General features: G+C 67.5%; 19 protein-coding genes. 15 read left to right on the forward strand and 4 right to left on the reverse strand.

Annotation, left to right across the window (positions count from 1 at the left end):
* The first annotated feature begins 40 nt into the window (after positions 1-40).
* Complete coding sequence (locus tag ACWPMZ_RS04235) at positions 41-934, forward strand: hypothetical protein (RefSeq protein WP_455702765.1); 894 nt, start codon at positions 41-43, stop codon at positions 932-934.
* Here the strand turns inward: ACWPMZ_RS04235 and ACWPMZ_RS04240 are convergent.
* On the reverse strand, positions 931-2,157 hold the full coding sequence (locus tag ACWPMZ_RS04240; protein WP_455702766.1) for an FAD-dependent monooxygenase: 1,227 nt from the start codon (positions 2,155-2,157) through the stop codon (positions 931-933). The two genes, ACWPMZ_RS04235 and ACWPMZ_RS04240, sit on opposite strands and share 4 nt — an antisense overlap.
* A gap of 43 nt (positions 2,158-2,200) precedes the next feature.
* Here ACWPMZ_RS04240 and ACWPMZ_RS04245 point away from each other — a divergent pair, with 43 nt between their 5' ends.
* Positions 2,201-4,228, forward strand: coding sequence for a protein-disulfide reductase DsbD family protein (locus ACWPMZ_RS04245; RefSeq protein ID WP_455702767.1), 2,028 nt, complete (start codon positions 2,201-2,203; stop codon positions 4,226-4,228).
* A 217-nt stretch (positions 4,229-4,445) separates the two neighbouring features.
* On the opposite strand, the gene ACWPMZ_RS04250 is transcribed toward ACWPMZ_RS04245, so the two are convergent.
* Together ACWPMZ_RS04250 and uvrB are read right to left on the reverse strand one after the other, a co-directional pair.
* Positions 4,446-5,030, reverse strand: a complete 585-nt coding sequence (locus ACWPMZ_RS04250; protein ID WP_455702768.1) for a hypothetical protein — start codon at positions 5,028-5,030, stop codon at positions 4,446-4,448.
* 83 nt (positions 5,031-5,113) lie between these two features.
* Positions 5,114-7,300 carry an excinuclease ABC subunit UvrB gene (uvrB, locus tag ACWPMZ_RS04255; RefSeq protein ID WP_455702769.1) on the reverse strand — a complete coding sequence of 729 codons (2,187 nt, stop codon included), beginning with the start codon at positions 7,298-7,300 and terminating at the stop codon, positions 5,114-5,116.
* A 103-nt stretch (positions 7,301-7,403) separates the two neighbouring features.
* On the opposite strand from uvrB, the gene ACWPMZ_RS04260 reads away from it, so the two are divergent.
* The 8 genes from ACWPMZ_RS04260 (at position 7,404) to ACWPMZ_RS04295 (ending at position 14,284) form a co-directional block, all read left to right on the forward strand.
* Entirely contained in the window at positions 7,404-7,943 is a 540-nt protein-coding gene (locus ACWPMZ_RS04260) for a DUF3617 domain-containing protein (protein ID WP_455702770.1), read from the forward strand.
* Positions 7,931-8,452, forward strand: a complete 522-nt coding sequence (locus tag ACWPMZ_RS04265; RefSeq protein WP_455702771.1) for a DUF3617 family protein — start codon at positions 7,931-7,933, stop codon at positions 8,450-8,452. The genes ACWPMZ_RS04260 and ACWPMZ_RS04265 overlap by 13 nt, the downstream gene beginning before the upstream one ends.
* 49 nt (positions 8,453-8,501) lie before the next feature.
* Positions 8,502-9,281, forward strand: coding sequence for an esterase/lipase family protein (locus tag ACWPMZ_RS04270; protein WP_455702772.1), 780 nt, complete (start codon positions 8,502-8,504; stop codon positions 9,279-9,281).
* Between the two features lie 66 nt (positions 9,282-9,347).
* Positions 9,348-10,778 (forward strand): circularly permuted type 2 ATP-grasp protein, encoded by a 1,431-nt coding sequence (locus ACWPMZ_RS04275; RefSeq protein ID WP_455702773.1) that lies wholly within the window; start codon positions 9,348-9,350, stop codon positions 10,776-10,778.
* 16 nt (positions 10,779-10,794) lie between these two features.
* Complete coding sequence (locus ACWPMZ_RS04280; protein ID WP_455702774.1) at positions 10,795-11,739, forward strand: alpha-E domain-containing protein; 945 nt, start codon at positions 10,795-10,797, stop codon at positions 11,737-11,739.
* Between the two features lie 4 nt (positions 11,740-11,743).
* On the forward strand, positions 11,744-12,559 hold the full coding sequence (locus tag ACWPMZ_RS04285) for a transglutaminase family protein (protein ID WP_455702775.1): 816 nt from the start codon (positions 11,744-11,746) through the stop codon (positions 12,557-12,559).
* 33 nt (positions 12,560-12,592) lie between these two features.
* Positions 12,593-13,348 carry a peptidase gene (locus ACWPMZ_RS04290; protein ID WP_455702776.1) on the forward strand — a complete coding sequence of 252 codons (756 nt, stop codon included), beginning with the start codon at positions 12,593-12,595 and terminating at the stop codon, positions 13,346-13,348.
* Positions 13,349-13,537: 189 nt separating this feature from the next.
* Positions 13,538-14,284 carry a response regulator transcription factor gene (locus ACWPMZ_RS04295; protein WP_455702777.1) on the forward strand — a complete coding sequence of 249 codons (747 nt, stop codon included), beginning with the start codon at positions 13,538-13,540 and terminating at the stop codon, positions 14,282-14,284.
* Positions 14,285-14,299: 15 nt separating this feature from the next.
* Here the strand turns inward: ACWPMZ_RS04295 and ACWPMZ_RS04300 are convergent, their stop codons facing one another.
* Positions 14,300-14,986 carry an extensin family protein gene (locus ACWPMZ_RS04300; RefSeq protein WP_455702778.1) on the reverse strand — a complete coding sequence of 229 codons (687 nt, stop codon included), beginning with the start codon at positions 14,984-14,986 and terminating at the stop codon, positions 14,300-14,302.
* A 183-nt stretch (positions 14,987-15,169) separates the two neighbouring features.
* Here ACWPMZ_RS04300 and ACWPMZ_RS04305 point away from each other — a divergent pair, with 183 nt between their 5' ends.
* The 5 genes from ACWPMZ_RS04305 to ACWPMZ_RS04325 all read left to right on the forward strand — a co-directional run bounded on the left by ACWPMZ_RS04305 (position 15,170) and on the right by ACWPMZ_RS04325 (position 21,847).
* Positions 15,170-16,330, forward strand: coding sequence for a phosphoserine transaminase (locus ACWPMZ_RS04305; RefSeq protein ID WP_455702779.1), 1,161 nt, complete (start codon positions 15,170-15,172; stop codon positions 16,328-16,330).
* Between the two features lie 83 nt (positions 16,331-16,413).
* The gene (gene serA, locus ACWPMZ_RS04310) at positions 16,414-18,012 is read left to right on the forward strand and encodes a phosphoglycerate dehydrogenase (protein WP_455702780.1); all 1,599 of its coding nucleotides are present in this window, start codon (positions 16,414-16,416) and stop codon (positions 18,010-18,012) included.
* A 25-nt stretch (positions 18,013-18,037) separates the two neighbouring features.
* A complete protein-coding gene (locus ACWPMZ_RS04315) occupies positions 18,038-19,165 on the forward strand; it encodes an ATP phosphoribosyltransferase regulatory subunit (protein WP_455702781.1) in 1,128 nt (375 codons plus the stop codon).
* A gap of 11 nt (positions 19,166-19,176) precedes the next feature.
* Positions 19,177-20,703 (forward strand): MBL fold metallo-hydrolase, encoded by a 1,527-nt coding sequence (locus ACWPMZ_RS04320; RefSeq protein ID WP_455702782.1) that lies wholly within the window; start codon positions 19,177-19,179, stop codon positions 20,701-20,703.
* Between the two features lie 250 nt (positions 20,704-20,953).
* Positions 20,954-21,847, forward strand: a complete 894-nt coding sequence (locus tag ACWPMZ_RS04325; RefSeq protein ID WP_455702783.1) for an OmpA family protein — start codon at positions 20,954-20,956, stop codon at positions 21,845-21,847.
* Positions 21,848-22,050 lie beyond the last annotated feature (203 nt).

Raw genomic sequence — 22,050 nt, forward strand, 5'->3', positions numbered from 1 at the left:
CGAGCGCCAAACGGCGCCGAATGGGTCGCGAAGGAACGCAATGGACGCCAACCACGGCAGCATAGCGCGCGCACAGGCGCAACGAACCGGCAAGCGGGGCCTGGGGCTCGGCATGATCGGCGTGGCGCTCGCGCTCATCCTGGCGGTGCTCGCCGTGATATGGTGGCGGGGATATGGCACCGGCGATCTGGTCCGGATCGTAGACGAAGCGCCCGCTGCGGTTGCAATACAGCCGTCCCCTCCGATGCCCAGCGCCAGCACTACTGCCCGGCAGGACGCGGCCCAGGTCGCGCGGGTCGTAGAGCAGCAAGGCGGGCTCGACAGCCGGGTCGCAGCCATGGAGCAGCGGATCGCCAATCTCGACCTGCAGACGCAGGCCGCCGCCGGGAACGCCGCCCGGGCCGAGGGTCTGCTGATTACGTTCGCCGCCCGCCGGGCTGTCGATCGCGGTCAGCCGCTCGGCTATCTCGGCGACCAGCTACGCCTCCGGTTCGGCGACGCCCGGCCCAATGCCGTGAACACGGTCCTCGATGCCTCGGAGCAGCCGGTCACGCTCGACCAGCTTGTCGCCAAGCTCGACGGGCTTGCCCCGGCGCTTGCCACTGCGACGCCCCGCAACGGCATGATGAGCTGGCTCGGCAACGAACTTTCGAGCCTGTTCGTCGTTCGCCGCGAGGATACGCCTTCGCCGCAACCGCAGCGGCGGCTGGAGCGAGCCCGGATGTTCCTGCAAAGCTCGCGGGTCGAGGCGGCCATGGCCGAAGTGCGCAACCTGCCCAACGCCGCCAGCGCGCGCGAGTGGCTGGCGGAAGCCGACCGCTATGCCCGTGTCCAAAGGGCGCTCGACCTGCTGGAAACGACGGCGATCCTGGAATCGCGCGGCTTGAAGGATGGCGCGGGCAACCCGGTCGAACAGCTGAGCCCGGCGACCTAGCCTTTCAGCAATTCCGGCATCTCGCCGCTCATTCCCCTGGCCTCGTCCATGAACCAGCGCTTGAGCGCGGGGGTGCGCTGGACCGCGCCCATGCCGAGCCGGCGGACCGCGCTGGGCAGCTTTCCCGGAATGCCGAACAGCCAGGTGAGGCCGTCGGTCGCCAGCGAGACCGAGAAGGCATCGAGCGAGCGCCACTTCTCGTAGCGCGCCAGCACCTGCGCGTCGCCCGGATCGAGCCCAAGCCGCATCCCGTCGGCAATGACCTGGACCAGCGCGCCCACGTCGCGCAGTCCGAGGTTGAGACCTTGGCCCGCGATCGGGTGAATGCCGTGCGCCGCGTCGCCGACCAAAGCCAGGCGGCGCTCCACGATGCGGGCCGTGTGCTGGAAGCTCAGCGGGTAGGAGGATCGGGGGCCGTTCACCGCGACCGCCCCGAAGATGCCGTGCATGCGCTTTGCCGCTTCGGCGACGAAGGCGCGGTCGGACAGGGCCAGGATGCCGGCGGCGTCCTTCTCGGCGACCGTCCAGACCAGCGCGCTGCGATGTTCGCCGCCCGGCTCGTCGCGCAGGGGCAGCAGGGCGAAGGGACCGGCAGGATAGAAGATCTCCCACGCAACCCCGTCATGCGGTTTTTCGTGGGTCAGGCCGGCGATGATCGCGCGGTGCCTGTAATCCCATTTGGCCAGCTTGAGGCCGGCCTCTTCGCGCGTTGGGGAGAAGCGGCCTTCGGCTGCGACCATCAGGCTGGCGGACAGAACCTCGCCGCTGGAGAGCGTGGCGGAGACGCCGTGTTCGCCGCGCTCGCGCGAGACGACCGTCGCACCGGAGTGCCAGGCGATCAGTGGCTCGTCCTTCGCCGCCTCGAACAGCGCGAGGCGGAGATCGCGGTTGGCGAACATGCGCCCCAGGGTGCCCTCGTGCGGCTCGGGCGTGAAATCGATCCGGCCCGGCTTCATGCCGTCGGTCACCGCGATCGAGGCGATCGGACAGCCGAGCGGTTCGAGGCGATCGGCCACGCCGATGTTGCCGAACAGGTTCCAGCTCGCGGTGGAAATCGCGCTGGCCCGCCCGTCGAAGCCTTCCGCCGTCAGCTCGGCCGGATCGGCCCGGTCGACGACATGGCTGGCGATCCCCTTCCTCGCCGCCGCAAGGGCCAGGGTCATGCCCACCAGACCGCCGCCGAGGATCAGGAGTTCGCGCCGGGGATTGGACTTGTCGCTCATCGTCGCCAGCCGTAGAGCGTGCGCCACCATGCACGCAAGACGAATGCTCGCAATCGTAGCCCTGATCTGGGCCGCGCTGTGGTCGGCCGGGGCCCTGGCCCAGACCAATCACATGAAGGCCGAACTTCTCGCCGAAGGGCCGGTCCAGCCGGGCCGCACCCTCACGCTGGCATTGCACTTCACGCCCGAGCCGACGTGGCACGGTTACTGGCAAAACCCCGGCGACGCGGGACTGGGCATGGAGCTGGAATGGTCCCTGCCGCCGGGCTGGAAGGCGGGTCAGCCGCAATATCCCGTGCCGCACAAGCTGGTCATCGCCGGGCTGATGAACCACGTCTACGAAGGCGATTACGCGGTGCTCGTGCCGATCGAGGTCCCGGCGGGTGCTGCTGTCGGCAACCTCGCGCCGATCGGGCTCAAGGCCGATCTGCTGGTCTGCACCGACAAGATCTGCGTCCCCGAGACCAAGGAGCTGACGCTCGACCTGTCGACCGTGACCGGGCGCAATACCCTGTTCGACGGGTGGCGCGCCGCCATCCCGGCTGAGCTCGACCAGAAGGGTGCATTCGAGGCCGGGGGCGATGTGCTGCGCCTGGCGATCCCGCTGCCCGCCTCGCTCGGTCTGGGGCAGCCGCACGTGTTCCTCGATCAGCCGCAGACCATCGACTACGTCGCGGCGCAGGCGTTCTACCGTGACGGCGATACGCTGGTGGTCGAGATCCCGCGCAAGGGCATTGCCGAGAGCCCTGGGGCGCTGTCCGGCATTCTCGATTTCGGCCAGGCAGGCTCCGGCGCGGGGCAGGGCATCCGCTTCGCTGCGGCGCCAGGCGAGGTGCCGACCGGCGGCACGCCCATCGGCGGGGGGAGCGCCGGTGCGTTCGGTTCGATCTGGCTGCTGCTGGGCGCGGCGCTGCTCGGCGGGCTGATCCTCAACGTCATGCCCTGCGTCTTCCCGATCCTCAGCCTCAAGGCGCTGAGCCTTGCTCGCGCGGGCGAAAGCGAGGCGGACGCCCGGTCGGAAGGGCTGGCCTACACGGCCGGGGTCATCCTCGCGGTCCTGGCGCTCGGCGTCGTCCTGCTGGCGCTGCGCGCGGCGGGGGAGCAGGTCGGCTGGGCCTTCCAGCTGCAGGAGCCGGGCGTCGTGGTTGCGCTGCTCGTGCTGGCGACGGCGATCACCGCCAACCTGGCGGGCATGTTCGAATTGCCTTCGCTGTCGATCACCCAGAGCGGCGGCAAGTCGAGCGCGTTCGCCACCGGGCTTCTGGCGGCCTTCGTCGCCACGCCGTGCACCGGCCCGTTCATGGCTGCGGCGATGGGTGCGGCGCTGCTGCTGCCGTGGTGGCAGGGACTGCTGCTCTTCGCCGCGCTCGGCCTGGGTCTGGCGCTGCCGTTCCTGCTGCTCGGGTTCGTTCCACCCTTGCGCAGGATGCTGCCGAGGCCCGGCGCGTGGATGGACACCTTCAAGAAGGTCATGGCGGTACCGATGGGCCTGACCGCGCTGGCACTGGCCTGGCTGTGCTGGCAGATCGGCGGCGCAACCTTTGCGTTGGTGGCGCTTGCCGTCGCGCTCGCCGCCGTTGTCCTGCTGGTCAGGGTCGGGCGCCAACAACGCGGCGGCAAGGCCGGGTGGCAGCTCGCCGGGGCCGGCATGGGCGCCTTGCTGCTGGTTGCCGTGCTGGCCGTGCCGCGCACTGCCGAGCAGCCGACGCCGAGCGGCGCAGCCGAAGGGCTGATCGCCGCACAGCCGTTCAGCGAGGCCGCGCTGGCCGAGGCGCGGGCTTCCGGCAAGCCGGTGTTCGTCTGGTTCACCGCCGACTGGTGCCTGACCTGCAAGGTCAACGAAGGCGTCGCCATCGAGCGCGAGGCCACAAAGGCTGCCTTCGAAAAGGCAGGTGTGGTCCCCCTGGTCGGCGACTGGACGGTGCGCGACCCGGCGATCACCCGCTTCCTCACCGCGCAGGGCGTCGCCGGAGTGCCGCTGTATCTCTGGTATCCGGCCGACGGCGAGGCGCAGCAACTGCCGCAGGTGCTCACCCCCGATACGCTGGTCGAACTCGCGGCGGCTGGCTGATCCAACCGCCCGCCCTGCGTATTGCCGATGGCGGGCAGAACCACGCTTCGCGCGGCGGAAGGTGACACGAAGTATACACCCGAACCCAACAGGAACAACGCAAGGCAAGCGACGGAAAAGGCAGGATAAAGCTGCGCAGACGACATGCCTTGTACCAAGCACGCCAGGCACTCTGTAGGAAAGTGAATTCGGCCCGAGTGGTCGCGATGCGCCGGGTCTAGCCTTCGACTCCGCCCGTCGCTTCCAGCGCTTCTGCTTCCACCGGCCGTTCCACATCGCCGCCCTTGCGGCACCAGTCGACGAACTGGCCGGGCAGGCGGCTGCCGGCGATCATCAGGCTGCCAGCGCCGGGCAGGGTCGCCTCGATCTCGCGCGGGCCGGTGAAGACCTCGAGCAGGGCGTCGTCGGCCGGCACCTCGCCCTCCCACCGCCATTCGCCGTCGGCGAGCCTGGCGTCGACCTTGAAGCGCGAGATCGTGCCATTGCCGAGCACCGGGAACAGTGCCTTCTGCCCCGGCCGCACGGTCACGTGGCGGATGATCCGCATGGTCGGCGGCTTGGCCCGCACCTGGCAGGCCAGCGAGAGCCAGGGTTTGCTCCCAGGTTTGCCGAAGTCGATCGACTGGCCGTTTGCCGCCACCGTCCATTCGGCCCCCGTCGTGTCGGGTGAATCGAGCGGTTTGTCGCCCGGCCCGGCATCGCCGAGCACGATCCGCTGGGCTTTGGCGGGCGCCTGCTGCGCGCGATCGCACCCCGCGAGAAGCGATGAAATCGTCAACGCAAGAAAGAACGACCGGAGCATGGCCAGCCCCTAGCGGGCCGCCGCACGCCGGGTAAAGCACGCGCGAGGTTTATTCACGGGGTCCGGCGCGGCGGTGCGCCCCGTCAACGCCCCCACTTGCGCTGCGTCTTGCCGAAACGCGTCTTGCGGGTGCCGGGCTTGCCTTCGTTGCTGCGGCCGACCAGCGGCGCCTTCTTCTCGCTGTCCGGCAGGCCGAGCTCGTCGGCTTCCAGGCGGCGAATTTCGTCGCGCAGCCGCCCGGCCTCCTCGAACTCCAGGTCGGCGGCGGCAGTGCGCATCCGCTTTTCCAGGTCCTCGATGTAGGCGCGCAGGTTGTGACCGACGAGGTTGTTGCGCTCCGGATCGCCGGTGTCGATCAGCACCCCGTCGCGGCTCGCGGTGTGGGCCACGATGTCCTGAATGCCGCGGATGATCGTGGTCGGGGTGATCCCGTGCTCGGCGTTGTACTCTTCCTGCTTCGACCTCCGGCGCTCGGTCTCGGCCATGGCGCGTTCCATGCTGCCGGTGATGCGGTCGGCATAGAGGATGACCTTGGAATCCACGTTGCGCGCGGCGCGCCCGATGGTCTGGATCAGCGAGGTCTCGGACCGCAGGAAACCTTCCTTGTCGGCGTCGAGAATGCACACCAGACCGCATTCCGGAATGTCGAGCCCTTCGCGCAGCAGGTTGATGCCGATCAGCACGTCGTAAACCCCGAGCCGAAGGTCGCGGATCAGCTCGATGCGTTCGAGCGTCTCGACGTCGGAGTGCATGTATCGCACGCGCACGCCCTGTTCGTGCATGAACTCGGTCAGGTCCTCCGCCATGCGCTTGGTCAGGGTGGTGACGAGCGTGCGATAGCCCTTCTGCGCGGTCGCCTTGCACTCCGCGATGCAGTCCTGCACCTGGTCCTCGACCGGACGGATCTCGACCGGCGGGTCGATCAGGCCGGTGGGCCGGATGACCTGTTCGGCGAAGACGCCGCCGGTCTGCTCCATCTCCCAGCTACCCGGCGTGGCGCTGACGGCGAAGGTCTGCGGGCGCATCGCGTCCCATTCGTTGAAGCGCAGCGGGCGGTTGTCGATGCAGCTCGGCAGGCGGAAACCGTATTCGGCCAAGGTCAGCTTGCGGCGGTGGTCGCCCTTGGCCATCGCGCCGATCTGCGGGACCGTCTGATGGCTTTCGTCGACGAACAGCAGCGCGTTGTCGGGCAGGTATTCGAACAGGGTCGGCGGCGGTTCGCCCGGCAGGCGCCCGGTCAGGAAGCGGCTGTAATTCTCGATCCCGTTGCAGCTGCCGGTGGCGGCGATCATCTCCAGATCGAAATTGGTCCGCTGTTCCAGCCGCTGGGCTTCGAGCAAGCGGCCTTCGGCGTGCAGTTCCTTCAGCCGTTCCTCCAGCTCGAACTTGATGGCCGCGCTGGCCTGTTTCATCGTCGGCCCGGGTGTGACGTAGTGGCTGTTGGCGTAGACGCGCACGCTGGCAAGACTGGCGCCCTTCACGCCGGTGAGCGGATCGAACTCGCTGATCTCCTCGATCTCGTCGCCGAAGAAGCTGATCCGCCACGCGGTGTCTTCCAGGTGGCTGGGAAACAGCTCGAGACTGTCGCCGCGCACGCGGAAGTTGCCGCGCTGGAAGGCGGCATCGTTGCGCTTGTACTGCAACGCCACCAGCTTGCGAATGATCTCGCGCTGGTCCTCGCTCGACCCCTTCTTCAGATCGAAGATCATGGCCGAGTAGGTCTCGACCGAGCCGATGCCGTAAAGGCAGCTGACCGATGCCACGATGATCACGTCGTCGCGTTCGAGCAGCGCGCGGGTGGCCGAATGGCGCATCCGATCGATCGCCTCGTTCACCGAGCTTTCCTTCTCGATGTAGGTGTCCGAGCGCGGGACGTAGGCTTCCGGCTGATAGTAGTCGTAGTAGCTGACGAAATATTCGACCGCGTTGTTCGGGAAGAAGCTCTTGAACTCGCCATAGAGCTGCGCGGCGAGAATCTTGTTGGGCGCGAGCACGAGGGCGGGGCGTTGCAGTTCCTCGATCACCTTGGCCATGGTGAAGGTCTTGCCGCTGCCGGTCACGCCCAGCAGCACCTGGGTCTGTTCCCCGTCGCGCGCACTGGCGGTCAGCTCGGCGATCGCGCCGGGCTGGTCCCCGCTGGGGCTGTAGTCCGAGACCAGCTCGAACCTGCGCCCGCCCATGCTCTTGTCGGGCCGCGCCGGCTTGTGGGGGACGAATTTTTCGGAAGTGTCGGGCTCTTCCAGCCCTCTGCGGATGACGAGTTCGGCCATGCCCGGCATATGGGGCGGTGAAAGTCCGGGTGCAATGCGTTGGCAGCCGCGCCCGGGGTCGTTACCCTGTCGGCCCAAGACACCCGGCGTCCAGGAGACTTCCATGCATCGCCTCGCCCTCCTCGCCGCCCTGCCGGTGGCGCTGGCCGCCTGTTCGGACGGCGGCGCGGACTCCGATGCCGACGGCCGGATCACCCAGGGGGAGGCGACCGCCGAAATGGAACAAGGCCCCGACATCGCCCTGCAGCCCGGACAATGGGAGCAGTCGGTCTCGTTCACCGAGATCGAGATGCCCGGCGCGCCCGAGGCGCTCAAGCAGATGATGCAGCAGAGCATGACCGCCACGATCACTTCCGACACCTGCCTTGCGCCCGGCGACGTCGAGCGCCCGGGCGCCGGCTTCTTCGCGGGCGAGGGCAACGGGGAATGCACGTACGAGGAGTTCGATCGGACCGGCAATCACCTGAAGATGCGCATGACCTGCGCCGAGGGCGATGCGAGCAACACGATCGCCATGGAAGGCGACATCGGCGAGGCCGAATATGCCTTCGATCTCACCACCACGGTCAACGGCGCGCCGCAGGGGCCGATGACGATGAAGGGCAAGATTGCCGCAAGACGGGTGGGCGAATGCGCCAGCTGATCGTCCTGGCCGCGGCCGCGGGGCTCTCCGGCTGCGGGTCCGGCCCCGACGATGCACAGGTCCTGGCCGAAGCCGGACGGCTGGCCGAGCCGCTGCCCGGGCTCTACCGGTCGACGACGACGCTCGAGAGCTATGAAATGCCGGGCGCCGCGATGGACCAGGCGCAGATTGCCCGCCGCAGGATGGAGATCGAACCCCAGGTGCGCGAGTACTGCCTGACGCCGGAAGAGGCGGCGGGCGGCTTCCGCCGGATGCTGGCGGACATGCAGGACGGCGATTGCGCGATCGAACGGTTCGAGACGCTCGACGGCCGCCTGAGCGCCGCGATGCGCTGCGCGGGCGAGAATGCCATCGTGTCGCATATCGCCATGAGCGGGGAGGCCGATCCCGAACGCTCGAACATGACGCTTGCCATCGAGCAGCAGGGCGATGCGCTGCCGGGCGGGTCGGTGCGGATGCGCATGAACGTGCGGAACGAGCGGACCGGCGATTGTCCCCCGGCGCGCTAGCGGGAACTGGGGGGCGGCGACGAAGGTTCATCGCAGCACCATGCCGCCCATGCTACAACCTTCCGTGATGCTGCAGGAACCCTCCACCTTGCGCGCCAAGATCCTGCGCCGCTACGAACTCATCCGCGCTCCCATTCCGCCCGGCGCGCGCCGTCCTGCCTTGCGGCGGCTGCTGGGAGAGCTGGGCGAAATCGCCGAGCCCCTGCGGCGGATCGGTAAGCCCGGCATGGACGTGTCGCCCGCCGCGGACCCCAAGGTCGTGATCCTGCTGCCCGGGTTCGGCACCCATCCGATCCGCATGCGCTACATGGCGCGCCAACTCGAACGCGCCGGGCACAAGGTCAAGCGCTGGGGGCTGGGGTTCAACCTTGGCGCGAGCGAGGAACTGTTCGCCCACCTGTCGCAGCGGGTCGAAGGGGTTCACCAGCGTTACGGCAAGCCCGTCACGCTGGTCGGCTGGAGCCTTGGCGGGGTCTACGCCCGCGAGCTGGCCAAGCTCCATCCGGAGATCGTCAGCAAGGTCGTCACGATGGGCAGCCCGTTCTCCGGCTCGCCCTACGACAACAATGCCTGGCGGATCTATCACCTCGTCGCCGGGCATTCGGTGGAACGGCCGCCGGTGGTGGTCGATGTCGCGGCCAAGCCGCCAGTCGAAACGGTCGCGATCTGGAGCCCGGCCGACGGCATCGTGGCGCCGCGCGCGTCGCGCGGGCTTCCGGGCGAGCGCGACCGCGAGGTCTCGGTACGCTGCAACCATGTGGGCTTTCCCAATTCCTACGACTGCATTCGCGCGGTGCTGCGGGAACTCGATTCTGCGCCGAACCTTTAACCCGTTGAAAGCGGCTCTTGGCGGGGCGATGTGGACGTGTCATGCTGCATCGCAGCAAGGGGTGAGATGAGCGGCATCGGCGACGGGATTTTCGATGAGATGCGCGGACCGGACGGGTCGGTGCGCGAAGCCTATGTCGCTTACTGCGAATGGCTGGGCGAACAGGACGACCAGGCTCTGCGGCGCAAGAGTTTCGAGGCCGAAAGCTCGTTCCGCCGCACCGGCATCACGTTCAACGTCTATGGCGATAGCGACGCCGAGGAACGGCTGATCCCGTTCGACATGGTGCCCCGCATCGTGACGGCGGCGGAATGGCGCAAGCTCACCCGCGGCATCGAGCAGCGCGTCCGCGCGCTCAATGCCTTCATGCACGATCTCTACCACCGGCAGGAGATCATCAGGTCGGGCCGCCTGCCCGAGCGCCTGTTCCGCAACAACGCCGCGTGGCTGCCGCAGATGGTCGGCTTCACGCCCCCCGGCGGGGTCTATACGCACATCGTCGGCATCGACCTGGTGCGCACGGGCTCCGACGAGTTCCTGGTCCTCGAGGACAATGCCCGCACGCCCAGCGGCGTCTCGTACATGCTCGAGAACCGCGAGACGATGATGGCGATGTTCCCCGAGCTGTTCACCCGCATCGCGGTGGCGCCGGTCAGCAACTATCCGCGCCAGCTCGCCAAGAGCCTCGCGGCGTGCGCGCCGCAGTGCGCCAGCGCGAACCCGACCGTGGCGGTGCTCACGCCGGGCATCTACAATTCGGCCTACTACGAGCATGCCTTCCTGGCCGACCAGATGGGTGCCGAACTGGTCGAGGGCAGCGACCTGCGCGTGGTCGACGGCCGGGTGCAGATGCGCACCACCTCGGGCTACCAGCCGCTCGACGTGCTCTATCGCCGGGTAGACGATGACTATCTCGATCCCGTGACCTTCAAGCCCGACAGCGTGCTGGGGATACCGGGAATCTTCGACGTCTACCGCGCCGGCGGCATAACCATCGCCAACGCGCCGGGGACCGGGGTGGCCGACGACAAGGCGATCTATTCCTTTATGCCCGAGATCGTCCAGTTCTACACGGGCGAGGCGCCGCTGCTGAACAACGTCGACACCTGGCGCTGCGCCGATCCGGATTCGCTCAAGTACGTGCTCGATAACCTCCACGAACTGGTGGTGAAGGAAGTCCACGGCTCCGGCGGGTACGGGATGCTCATCGGCCCGACCTCGTCGAAGAAGGAGATCGCCCAGTTTCGCCAGAAACTGCTGGCGCGGCCCGCCAACTACATCGCCCAGCCGACGCTTGCGCTGTCGACCTGCCCGGTGTTCACCCGCAAGGGCCTCGCGCCGCGCCACGTCGATCTCAGGCCCTTCGTCCTCGTCTCGCCCGACGGGATCGACATCACGCCCGGGGGCCTGACGCGGGTCGCGCTCAAGAAGGGATCGCTGGTCGTCAATTCGAGCCAGGGCGGCGGCACCAAGGACAGCTGGGTTCTGCAGGACTGATGGGCGGACACTTCCCATGCTAGGCCGGACCGCCAACGACGTGTTCTGGATGTTCCGCTATCTCGAGCGGGCGGAAAACACCGCGCGCCTGCTCAGCGCGGGGCATCGCATGGCCCTGACCCGGGGCGGGGACGCGGCGACGTCCGAATGGAAGTCGGTCGTCGCCACGCTCGGGCTCAAGGGGTCCTACGAGGCGTCGGGCGGCGACTACAACGGCGCCAGCGTGTGCGACTTCGTGCTGCGCGCCAGGGACAATCCCGAAAGCGTGCTGGCGATGATGGAGAAGGCGCGTACCAGCGCGCGGCGCTGCCGCACGTCGCTGACCGCCGAAGTGTGGGAAGCGATCAACGAGGGTTGGATGGCCCTGCGCGACCTGATGGCGCGCCCGATCCGCGAGAGCAATCTGGGGCTTAGCCTCAATGCCATCCGCCGCGAATCGACGCTGGCGCGCGGCGCCACCCACGGTTCGATGCTGCGCAACGAGATCTACAGCTTCGTGCGCGCCGGCACGTTCATCGAGCGGGCCGACAACACCGCGCGCATTGTCGACATGAAATACTACGTCCTGCTTCCTTCCGTTTCCTATGTCGGCACCACGCTCGACACAGGGCAGTGGGAACACGTGCTGCGCTCGCTGGCAGGGGACAGGGCCTATCGCTGGCTGAACGCCGGGCGCATGGATGCGCGTTCGATCGCCGAGTTCCTGTTGCTCGATGCGCGCTTTCCGCGCAGCCTGACCTTCTGTTACGATGCGCTGCGCGAAAACCTGGCGGCGCTGGCCAAGCTGCATGGATCGGAAGGGGAGGCTCACGCCCTGCTGCGCGCGGCCGACCAGGATCTTACGGGCAAGACGGTGGAGCAGATTTTCGATTACGGATTGCACCAGTTCCTGCTCGGCTTCATCGCCAAGAACCGGGAGATCGCCGACGCGATCGCCCGCGACTACAAGTTCGTGAGTTGACCTGATGCGCCTCGCGATCCGCCACACCACACGCTACGAGTTCCAGGGCCCGATCGCGCACGGACTGCAGCGCCTGCGCCTGACGCCCAAGGAAACGCAGGGGCAGAAGATCCTCGACTGGACGATGACCTACGAAGGCGCGCGCGAGGAATTGACTTACGACGACCAGAACCACAACCACGTGACGCTCGTGTCCGTAGTGGAGGGCGCGCGGCAGGTCGTGGTGACGTGTCGCGGCGCGGTCGAGACGCAGGACCAGGCCGGCGTCATGGGCCATCACGCCGGTCACCTGCCGCTCTGGGCGTTCCTGTCCGAAACGCCGCTAACCAAGGCGGGGCCCAAGCTTCGTGCCCTGATCGCGACCGTGGAGCGCAGCGGGGAGGGCATGGTCGGCACGCTGCACAACCTGTCCAACGCGATCCGCGAAGCGGTGAACTACGAGACCGGCCGGACCGACGTGACGACGACCGCCGAGCAGGCCGTGGTCGCAGGCCACGGCGTGTGCCAGGACCACGCCCACATCTTCATCGCCGCTGCCCGCGCGCTGGAAATCCCCGCGCGCTATGTCAGCGGCTACCTGATGATGAACGACCGCATCCAGCAGGAAGCGACCCACGCCTGGGCCGAGGCATACATCCAGAACCTCGGCTGGGTCGGGTTCGACATCTCCAACGGCATCAGCCCCGATCCTCGCTATGTCCGCGTGGCCACGGGACGGGATTACCGCGATGCGGCGCCGATCACCGGGATAAGCTTCGGCGCGGCTACGGAAAACCTCACCGTAGACCTTGAAGTCGAACAGCAGACACAGGAACAATAGCCCCATACGGTTGCCGCGGGGCGAGAGGATTCGATGACCTATTGCGTGGGAATGGTGCTCGATCGCGGGCTCGTGCTGATGAGCGACACGAGGACCAACTCGGGCGTCGACAACATCTCGGTCTTCCGGAAGATGTTCCACTGGATCGTGCCGGGTGAACGGATCGTCTCGCTGATGACGGCTGGCAACTTGGCCACAACCCAGGCGGTGATCAGCAAGCTGGAGGAACGCGGCAAGACGCCCGACGACCGGCAGAACTCGCTGCTCGAAATCCCGACGATGTTCCAGGTCGCCATCGAGATCGGCAAGCTCCTGCGCGAAACCGTGCAGGAAACCCAGAGCGACAACGGCGAGCACGGCAAGGGCCGCTTCACCGCCTCGATCATCCTTGCAGGGCAGATCAAGGGGATGGAGCCGCGCCTGTTCATGATCTACCCCGAAGGCAACTTCATCGAAGCGAGCTTCGACACGCCGTTCTTCCAGATCGGCGAGACCAAGTACGGCCGGCCGATCCTGATCCGCGGCTACGACCGGCAGATGAGCTTCGAGGATGCGGTCAAATTGCTGATGGTCAGCTTCGATTCCACTCTCAAGGCGAACCTGTCCGTGGGCCTGCCGCTCGACCTCATGGTGGTCGAGCGCGACACCTTCCAGCCCGCGCACGAGCAGCGGATCGAAGCGTCGGACAGCTACTTCCAGGCCGTTTCGCACGGCTGGAGCGACGCGCTGCGCAACGCGTTCCACTCGCTGCCCGACTACAGCTTCTATCGCGACCAGGAAGACGAGTAAGGGCAAGTCCCTAGGTGTGAACCCGATAGGGTAATCGGCCGACCGGGCATCTACGCATATTGCCTCCAGAACGGAGGAAAATATGGGCCGCGCTTCTATCCGTATCGGACTTTCGGATGTGGTGTTCCCGCTCCGATCCGGTGTCAACTGCGCGCGCCAAAGGCCGCCCGGCGCAGCATGATTGCGTCCATGGAACAGCGCATCACACTGCACATCGTCGACGGGGAAATGCGATCGCGGGCCGAGCAAGCCCGCACGGCCTTCGCCCTGGGTCACCACGCGGAAGTTTACGACGACCTGGACGAGCTGCTCGGCCGCCCGCCGCTCACCGGCATCATCCTGGTGCGCCAGCGCACGCTCGATGTTTCGCTCGCCGACCTCTTCGACCGGATGGGCGAATACGGTTTGTGGTTGCCGGTCATCGTCTGCGCGGTGGAACCGGTGATCGACCGGGTGGTCGGCGCAATCAAGCAGGGCGCGCTGGACTATCTGCAATTGCCGCTCGAGCCCAACGTGCTGGCCCGCTCGCTGGCGGCGGTTACTCGCGAGGCACGGGCGCATGGCGCGGCCCGCCGCCGCCTCAATTATGCGCGAAGCCGCATCGAAACGCTGAGCAGGCGCGAGCGCGAAGTGCTGGAATGGCTGGCCGACGGCAGTTCCAACAAGGTCATCGCCCGCGAACTCGAAATCAGCCCGCGCACGGTGGAGATCCACCGCGCCAACATGATGACCAAGCTGAGCGCGCGCCACGCGGCGGAGGCCGTGCGACTATGGCTGGAATCGGGCCTGGCGGGCACGATCGCCGCGCCCGTGCCGGCGGCGCCCGATGACGCCGGGCTGCGCGAAAACACGCGGCGCCTGGGGAGCCATCTGCGCCCGGTGCGCATCTTCGACGAAGATGACGACGGGACTGCCCGGCGCGCGCGCCCGGCCTGATTTGCCGGCTGCGCGTCAGCGGCAATAGGATTTGCCGGCGATCACCTTCTCGACGTGGAAGTGGTTTTCGTGGGCGCGGTTGTAATCCGGACCCAGCACCGTGCCGAAGCGCTTGCACGCGCTCTGGTGGACCAGACGCAGGAACTCACGCTCCTGCGGCGTGCCTCGGCTCCAGTCGTCCAGCACGCTGATCCGCCGTCCGTCCTCCAGCAGGAAGGCGGCGACATCGATCGCGTCACCGGTGCTGTGCGCCGACATGCGATCGCTCCCGGCGACCTTGCGACACGAATAGCTGCCCATCGTCTCGATCCGCGCGATCGGGCTGCCGAGCACCTGGCGCGCCGCGCGGTCCACGCCGTAGCGGGCCCAGCCGGCAAAGGTTTCCGCCACTGTGCAGGTGACGGGGCCCATGTTGGCCAGCGCGATCGTCGCCGCGTCGGAGCGCAGCGAGGCGAGCTTGACCGTACCCACCGTGCTGCATCCGCCGCCGTAGTACTGGTCGGGCAGGGCGTCGAAGCGCGCCTCGGTCACGCCCAGGCTCTTGAGGCACTGGCCGGTCGCCGGGGCTCGGGAGAATGTGGGCTGGGCACTCGATACCCGGTCCTGCCGCGGCGTCGGCGAACGATCCGGCAGAACGGAGCAGCCCGCCAGGGCCATCAGCGCGGCAGGCAATGCGAGGATGCGGGCGGCGGCGCGGGACATGGGCGAAGGATGCCGCCTGCATGGTTAACAAAGTCCTAATCTCCATCCCGCGTCGCGGCGCGATTGGCCCACCGGTATCCTGCGCAACCTTATCTTCGCTTGACTCGCCCCGGCGCATCTCTAGGGCCCGCTGCGGGCCACGCGGTCCCAACGCCGCGCGAGCTCTCTGCAAGGAGAGAATACATGACTGCACAGCCGACCCTCCGTCCGGAGCGTCCTTTCTTTTCGTCCGGACCCACCTGCAAGCCGCCGGGCTGGTCGCTCGACAAGCTGAACACCAAGTCGCTCGGCCGGTCGCATCGCGCCGCCTATCCCAAGAGCCGGCTGAAATACGCGATCGACCTGAGCAAGGAACTGCTGGGCGTGCCCGAGGACTACCTCGTGGGCATCATGCCGGGTTCCGACACCGGCGCGCTCGAATGCGCGATGTGGACCATGCTCGGCTCGCGCCCGGCGACGGTCGCCGCGTGGGAAAGCTTCGGCAACGTGTGGATCCAGGACGCGGTCAAGCAGCTCAAGCTGCAGGGCCTGACCACGCTCGACGCCGATTACGGCGACATTCCGGACCTCGCATCCATCCCGCAGGACAACGACGTCGTCTTCACCTGGAACGGCACCACCAGCGGCGCCAAGATCCCGAACACCGACTGGCTTGCTCCAGGCCGCGCCGGCGTGGCCATCAACGATGCTACCAGCGCCGTCTTCGCCATGGAGATGGACTGGGCAAAGCTCGATGCCACGACCTATTCGTGGCAGAAGGTCATGGGCTCCGAAGCGCAGCACGGCATGCTGATCCTCAGCCCCAAGGCGGTCGAGCGGATCGAAAGCTACGATCCGGCCTGGCCGCTGCCCAAGCTGTTCCGCATCAAGAAGGGCGGCAAGGTCGATCGCTCGATCTTCGAAGGCGCGACGATCAACACCCCGTCGATGCTCGCCACCGAAGACTACATCATGGCCCTCGAATGGGCGCAGTCGATCGGCGGCCGGCAGGCGATGTTCGAGCGGGCCGACCGCAACGCGCAGACCGTGTTCGACTGGATCGAGGCGACGCCGTGGATCCGCAACATGGTGGCCGACCCGGCCAAGCGGACCAACACCGGCGTGTGCATGGTCTTCCAGGGCGACTGGTACGAAAGCCTCTCCGCCGAGGAACAGGCCAACGTGCCCAAGAAGATCGCCGGCACGCTCGAGAAGATGGACATCGGCTACGATTTCAACGGCTACCGCGATGCTCCGCCCTCGCTGCGCATCTGGTGCGGCGGGAGCCTCGAGCAGGAGGATATCGCCCGCCTGCTGCCGTGGATCGAATGGGCCTACAACGAGCTCAAGGACGGCCGGCTGTAAGGCCGCGCCCGCAATCACACCCCCATTGCTGACCCAGTTTCCGCCCGACGCGCGGAATCCGTCATGATTTTCAGGAAATCGAAATGACCACTGCCACCCAGAAGCCCCGTGTCCTCATCTCCGACAAGATGGACCCCAACGCCGAGCGGATCCTGCGCGAGCGCGGCTGCGACGTCGACGTCATCACCGGCAAGACGCCCGACGAGCTCAAGGCGATCATCGGCCAGTACGATGGCCTCGCCATCCGCTCCTCGACCAAGGTGACCAAGGAGATCCTCGACGCCGCGACGAACCTCAAGGTCGTCGGGCGCGCCGGCATCGGCGTCGACAACGTCGACATTCCCTACGCCTCGTCGAAGGGGGTGGTGGTGATGAACACACCGTTCGGCAACTCGATCACCACCGCCGAACACGCGATCGCGCTGATCTTCGCGCTCGCCCGGCAGATCCCAGAGGCGGACGAGCAGACTCAGGAAGGCAAGTGGCCCAAGAACGCCTTCATGGGCGTCGAGGTGACCGGCAAGACGCTGGGCCTGATCGGCGCGGGCAACATCGGCTCGATCGTCGCCTCGCGCGCGTTGGGCCTGCGGATGAAGGTCGTCGCCTACGATCCCTTCCTGACCGAGGAGCGGGCGATCGAGATGGGCGTCGAGAAGGTCGACCTCGACGGCCTGGTCACCCGCGCGGACTTCATCACGCTGCACACGCCGCTGACCGACGAGACGCGCAACATCCTCAGCCGCGAGCGGCTGGAGAAGACCAAGCCGGGCGTGCGCATCGTCAATTGCGCGCGGGGCGGCCTGATCGACGAGGCGGCGCTCAAGGACCTGCTCGACAGCGGCCACATCGCCGGCGCCGCGCTCGACGTGTTCGCCGTGGAGCCGCCGCCGGCCGATCACCCGCTGTTCGGCACCCGCAACTTCATCTGCACGCCGCACCTCGGTGCCTCGACCAGCGAGGCGCAGGTCAACGTCGCGCTGCAGGTGGCCGAACAGATCGCCGACTACCTGGTGACCGGCGGCGTGACCAACGCGCTCAACGTGCCGTCGCTCAGCGCCGAGGAAGCGCCCAAGCTGCGCCCATACATGAAGCTCGCCGAGAAGCTCGGCAGCCTGGTCGGCCAGCTCGCCCACGGCAACCTGCCCAAGATCAGCATCGAGGTGGAGGGCGCCGCCGCGCAGCTCAACCAGAAGCCGATCACCGCGGCCGTGCTGAGCGGGCTGATGGCCAACTATTCGCAGAGCGTGAACATGGTCAACGCGCCGTTCCTCGCCAAAGAGCGGGGCATGGAAGTGCGCGAGGTGCGCAACGAGCGCGAAGGCGTCTACCACACGCTGGTGCGCGTCACCGTGGCGACGAGCCAGGGCGATCGCAGCGTGGCGGGCACCTTGTTCGGCACCGAAGTGCCGCGGCTGGTGGAGATTTTCGGCATCGGCATCGAGGCCGACCTCGACGGATACATGCTCTATATCGTCAACGAGGACGCGCCGGGCTTCATCGGGCGCATCGGCAGCCTGCTGGGCGAAGCGGGAATCAACATCGGCACTTTCCACCTCGGCCGCCGCGAGGCCGGGGGCGAGGCGGTGCTGCTGCTCAGCGTCGACCAGCCCATCCCCCAGCAGGTGATCGACGCGGCCTGCGACCTGCAGGGCGTGAAGGTGGTCAAGGCGCTGGCCTTCTGACCGCCCGCAACGCTAGGACGGCAGGATGACCGACCCGACCCGCGACCTTCTGCCCGAAGGGCTCGAGGACCGGCTGCCGCAAAGCGCGGCGGCCGCGACGCGGATCGAACGGGCGGCGCTCGGCGCGATGGACGCATGGGGTTACGACCGCGTGCGTCCGCCGCTGATCGAATTCGTGGCGTCGATGGCCCACCGGGTCGCGGGCGGCAAGGACGGCGGGTACGCGACCAACCGAATGTTCCGCTTCGTCGACCCGCGCAGCCTGCGCACGCTGGCGCTGCGCAGCGACATGACCGTGCAGGTCGGGCGCATCGCGGCGACCGGACTGGCCGGCTGGGCCCGGCCCCTGCGGCTTTGCTATGCCGGAATGGTCGCGCGGATCGCCGGCGACCAGCTCGACCCGCGGCGCGAGGCGCTGCAACTGGGTGCCGAGCTGATCGGCAGCGACACCGCGGCAGCCGTGGGCGAGATCGTGGAGCTAGCGGTCGAGACACTGGAGGCAATGGGCGCATCCGGCATCTCGGTCGATTTCACGCTGCCCGACCTCGTCGACACGTTGGCGCGGGGCGACTTCCCGCTGGCGCCCGACCAGGTCGAGGGGGTGCGGCGCGAACTCGATGCCAAGGATGCCGGCGCGCTGAAAGCGGCGGGCGGCGAGGCTTACCTGCCGCTGCTCTATGCCGCCGGCCCGTTCGAGGAAGCGGTGGCCAAGCTGGCACGGATCGACGCGGCCGGCGTGCTCGCCAGCCGCATCGAAGGGCTGAAGGAAGTCGCGGCGCGCGTCGCCGGGCGCGCCCGCATCACGCTCGACCCGAGCGAACGACACGGCTTCGGATACCAGTCGTGGATCGGCTTCACGATCTATGCCGAGGGCGTGCGCGGCACGCTGGGTCGGGGCGGCACCTACCGCATCGCCGGAAGCGACGAGCCGGCGACCGGCTTCTCGCTCTATCCCGAAGATTTGGTGGACTCGGTCAAGGCCGACGAGCCCAGGCGGCAGGCGGTGTTCCTGCCGCTCGGCCATGATCGCGCCGCCGCCACTGCGCTGCGCGCCCAGGGTTGGCGCACGGTCGCCGCGCTTGGCCCGGCGGACGATGCCGCAGCAATGGGCTGCACCCACACGCTGAAGGATGGTAAACCCGCCCCGCTCTAGGGGAGGGAATCATGAAAGCATCCACGTTCCGGCTGGCCGCATGCCTGCTGGCGCTCGCCACCGCGTCCGCCGCGGCGGCCCAGGACGCCGAGCCGCGCAAGGTGCTCGAACAGGCCGCAGAAGCGATGGGCGGGCTCGGTAAGCTGCAAGCGCTCGACACCATGGTCTTCACCGGTTTCGGCCAGCGCATCTATTATGACGGCGGCGGCAATTCGACCGCGGATCCGAACGCGCCGCCCAAGTGGATCGCGGTGGCCGATGCTCAGCGGACCTTCGACCTCAAGGGCGAACGCGCGCTCAACCAGGAACGGCGCAGCATGGAGTTCCCCTTTGCCGGGTTCTTCGGGCTCGATTTCAAGCGCAACTCCACCGTGCAGACCGGCAACGCCCTGCTCGACCACCCGCTGCCCGCGCTGCTCGAGGCGCTCGACGACGGGACCCGGCTCGGTCCGGTCTCGATCGAGAACGGCGACATCGTCGTCCAGTTCACCCCCGAAGGGTCGAGAAGCCCGGCGTGGATCGGGCTCGATGCGCGCACGCACCTGCCCAAGTTCTCGCGCTGGATCGCCCCCAGCGTGAACCTGGGCGACGTGACCACCACCGCCTGGTTCACCGGCTATCTGCCCTTCGCCGGGGTCCAACTGCCGATGGGGCTGCTCAACCGTGCCGACTGGCGCGACCAGGTGACGCTGATGTTCCAGGTCGATTCCTACCGCGTGAATGCCCCCGCAGCGCAGTTGCCGCCGTTTCCCGCGGCAGCGCCTACCACGACGCCACCATCTCCCCCGGTAGCCAAGGTGGCGAAGCTGGCGAACGGCGTGTGGGACGTGCGCACCGGGACGACCGGCGGCCCGGTGATCGAGTTTGCCGACCGGCTGGTCATGTTCGAAGCCTATGGCGGCGAGCCGCAGACCCTGGCCCGCATCGACGCGGCCAACGCACTGGTGCCGGGCAAGAAGGTCGAGGCCGTGATCGTCAGCCACCATCATTTCGACCATACCGGCGGCCTGCGCGCGGCGCTCTCGCGCGGGCTCGAAGTCATCAGCCATCGCGGCAACGAGCAGATCGTGCGCGAAATGGGCATGCGCCCGGCGGTCTATTATCCCGACGCGCTGGCGAGGAACCCGCAGGAGGTGAAGTTCACGCCGGTGGACGAGAAGCTGGTGCTGGAGGACAGGACCCGGCGGCTGGAAATCTATCACACTCTCGATCACAGCCACATGGCCCAAGGCGTCTTCGCCTATCTCCCCAAGGAGCGCATCATGATGGAGGGCGATTTCGGCGACGAGGCCTGGCAGCTGCACTTTTGGGGCGGCGCGCTGAAGGCCAACATCGCGCACTACGGGATCGACCCGCTGACCGAAGTCCCCGTTCACGGCAACGGTCCGCTCAGCGTGGCGGAAAAGCTGGCCAACGACGCGAAGCAGATTGCCGCCTCGGTCGAATGGTGCAGGACCACCCAGGACGGCGGCCGGTTCCACCTGGGCTGCCCCGTGCAGCACGACAACGACGGTCCGGTGGCGCTTTCCCCGCGTTAGCGCGCGGGGCGATTCAACCGTTCGTCGCACGACTCAAACCGGCCGCCGGCCGGAATCGCCTCTACGCGCCCGGCGTTAATCTGGCGGACAGGCTGGGCCACACACCCGGTTCGCCGCGCAATCCTGCCGCGGCCCATCGCCGCACTGTTATTGGAAATTTGAGGGGGCTTGATTGCCGGGTTCGCTGCCGGGGAAGGCAGCACCGCCTGCATGCGCGCAGGTGCCCGGCGCGATTGAAGGAGTATCGTTTATGCGTTCCGTAAGCACTTTCGCCAGGCCCGGTGCCTTCGTTCTTGCCGCCCTTCTGGCCATGCCTGCCGCGACCGGCGCATTCGCCCAGCAGCTTCCGGCCTATCCCGAAGTCGACGAATCGCGGATCACCGTGGTCGGCACAGTCCCGGCCGACATCTCCGAATTTCCCGAAGGTCCCGACGTCGACGGCTTCATCTCGGCCCGCAAGGGCGACCGCTTCCAGGTGACCAGCGCCGAGGGCGCCAGCACTGTGGTGGGCATCAGCCAGGGCACGCAGGTTCGATCGAAGAGCGGGCTGTTCGGCCTGACCAAGACCAAGCTCGATTCGGGCGCGCTGCTCAACGGCCTGCCGGTGACGGTGAAGACCGTGCAGTGGAACGGCGGCCTGGTGGCCCGGGAAGTCCAGTTCAAGAACGGCGACTTCAAGACCGCGGCCATGATCCAGCGCGGCACCGCCCAGGGCTTTGCCGAACAGACTGCCGCGACCGACGCGCTGCGCAGCCGCGTGGCCGATATCGACAACTACCTGATCAAGGGCACCACCAACGTCAATTTCGACACCGGCCAGGCTATCATTTCGCCCCAGGCGAAGGCCGACCTGTGTGCTGCCGCCGAACAGGCCAAAGCGACCGAGAACGCCATGCTGCTCGTCGTCGGCTATACCGATTCGACCGGTAGCTGGGAGGTCAACCAGGACCTGAGCGAAAAGCGCGCCAGCCGCGTCGTGGCCTATCTGCAGCAGCAGTGCGGCTGGGAGCCGCAGCGCATGCTGACCCCGGCCGGGATGGCGACGTCCGACCCGCTGGCCGACAACAGCACCGAATTCGGCAAGGCGCAGAACCGCCGCGTGGCGGTCAACATCCTCGTCAGCAAGGCCGTCGAAGGCATCTGATCGAGACAGGCGAGGGGCGGGCCCAGGCTCGCCCCTTCGCTCGTCTGCTTGCCGGATGGGCGTGCTGGCGTGTCTTAGCTGACGGTCGCTGGTCCGTTCGGCAAACCGTTTTCCTGCACGCATGGCGCTCGATATGAGTCCTGATTCGCCGTTTGCGATCGGAGACCACAAGATGTTGCCCCGCTTTTCTGGACCCACTTCAG

The organism is Tsuneonella sp. HG222 (assembly GCF_053819185.1).

Coding starts and splice junctions, on each gene's coding strand:
- uvrB (WP_455702769.1), bottom strand. CDS start 7,300: ATGGCCGAACTCGTCATCCGCAGAGGGCTGGAAGAGCCCGACACTTCC.
- ACWPMZ_RS04280 (WP_455702774.1), top strand. CDS start 10,795: ATGCTAGGCCGGACCGCCAACGACGTGTTCTGGATGTTCCGCTATCTC.
- ACWPMZ_RS04235 (WP_455702765.1), top strand. CDS start 41: ATGGACGCCAACCACGGCAGCATAGCGCGCGCACAGGCGCAACGAACC.
- serA (WP_455702780.1), top strand. CDS start 16,414: ATGACCACTGCCACCCAGAAGCCCCGTGTCCTCATCTCCGACAAGATG.
- ACWPMZ_RS04300 (WP_455702778.1), bottom strand. CDS start 14,986: ATGTCCCGCGCCGCCGCCCGCATCCTCGCATTGCCTGCCGCGCTGATG.
- ACWPMZ_RS04250 (WP_455702768.1), bottom strand. CDS start 5,030: ATGCTCCGGTCGTTCTTTCTTGCGTTGACGATTTCATCGCTTCTCGCG.
- ACWPMZ_RS04240 (WP_455702766.1), bottom strand. CDS start 2,157: ATGAGCGACAAGTCCAATCCCCGGCGCGAACTCCTGATCCTCGGCGGC.
- ACWPMZ_RS04275 (WP_455702773.1), top strand. CDS start 9,348: ATGAGCGGCATCGGCGACGGGATTTTCGATGAGATGCGCGGACCGGAC.
- ACWPMZ_RS04245 (WP_455702767.1), top strand. CDS start 2,201: ATGCTCGCAATCGTAGCCCTGATCTGGGCCGCGCTGTGGTCGGCCGGG.
- ACWPMZ_RS04295 (WP_455702777.1), top strand. CDS start 13,538: ATGGAACAGCGCATCACACTGCACATCGTCGACGGGGAAATGCGATCG.
- ACWPMZ_RS04320 (WP_455702782.1), top strand. CDS start 19,177: ATGAAAGCATCCACGTTCCGGCTGGCCGCATGCCTGCTGGCGCTCGCC.
- ACWPMZ_RS04285 (WP_455702775.1), top strand. CDS start 11,744: ATGCGCCTCGCGATCCGCCACACCACACGCTACGAGTTCCAGGGCCCG.
- ACWPMZ_RS04315 (WP_455702781.1), top strand. CDS start 18,038: ATGACCGACCCGACCCGCGACCTTCTGCCCGAAGGGCTCGAGGACCGG.
- ACWPMZ_RS04265 (WP_455702771.1), top strand. CDS start 7,931: ATGCGCCAGCTGATCGTCCTGGCCGCGGCCGCGGGGCTCTCCGGCTGC.
- ACWPMZ_RS04260 (WP_455702770.1), top strand. CDS start 7,404: ATGCATCGCCTCGCCCTCCTCGCCGCCCTGCCGGTGGCGCTGGCCGCC.
- ACWPMZ_RS04290 (WP_455702776.1), top strand. CDS start 12,593: ATGACCTATTGCGTGGGAATGGTGCTCGATCGCGGGCTCGTGCTGATG.
- ACWPMZ_RS04305 (WP_455702779.1), top strand. CDS start 15,170: ATGACTGCACAGCCGACCCTCCGTCCGGAGCGTCCTTTCTTTTCGTCC.
- ACWPMZ_RS04325 (WP_455702783.1), top strand. CDS start 20,954: ATGCGTTCCGTAAGCACTTTCGCCAGGCCCGGTGCCTTCGTTCTTGCC.
- ACWPMZ_RS04270 (WP_455702772.1), top strand. CDS start 8,502: ATGCTACAACCTTCCGTGATGCTGCAGGAACCCTCCACCTTGCGCGCC.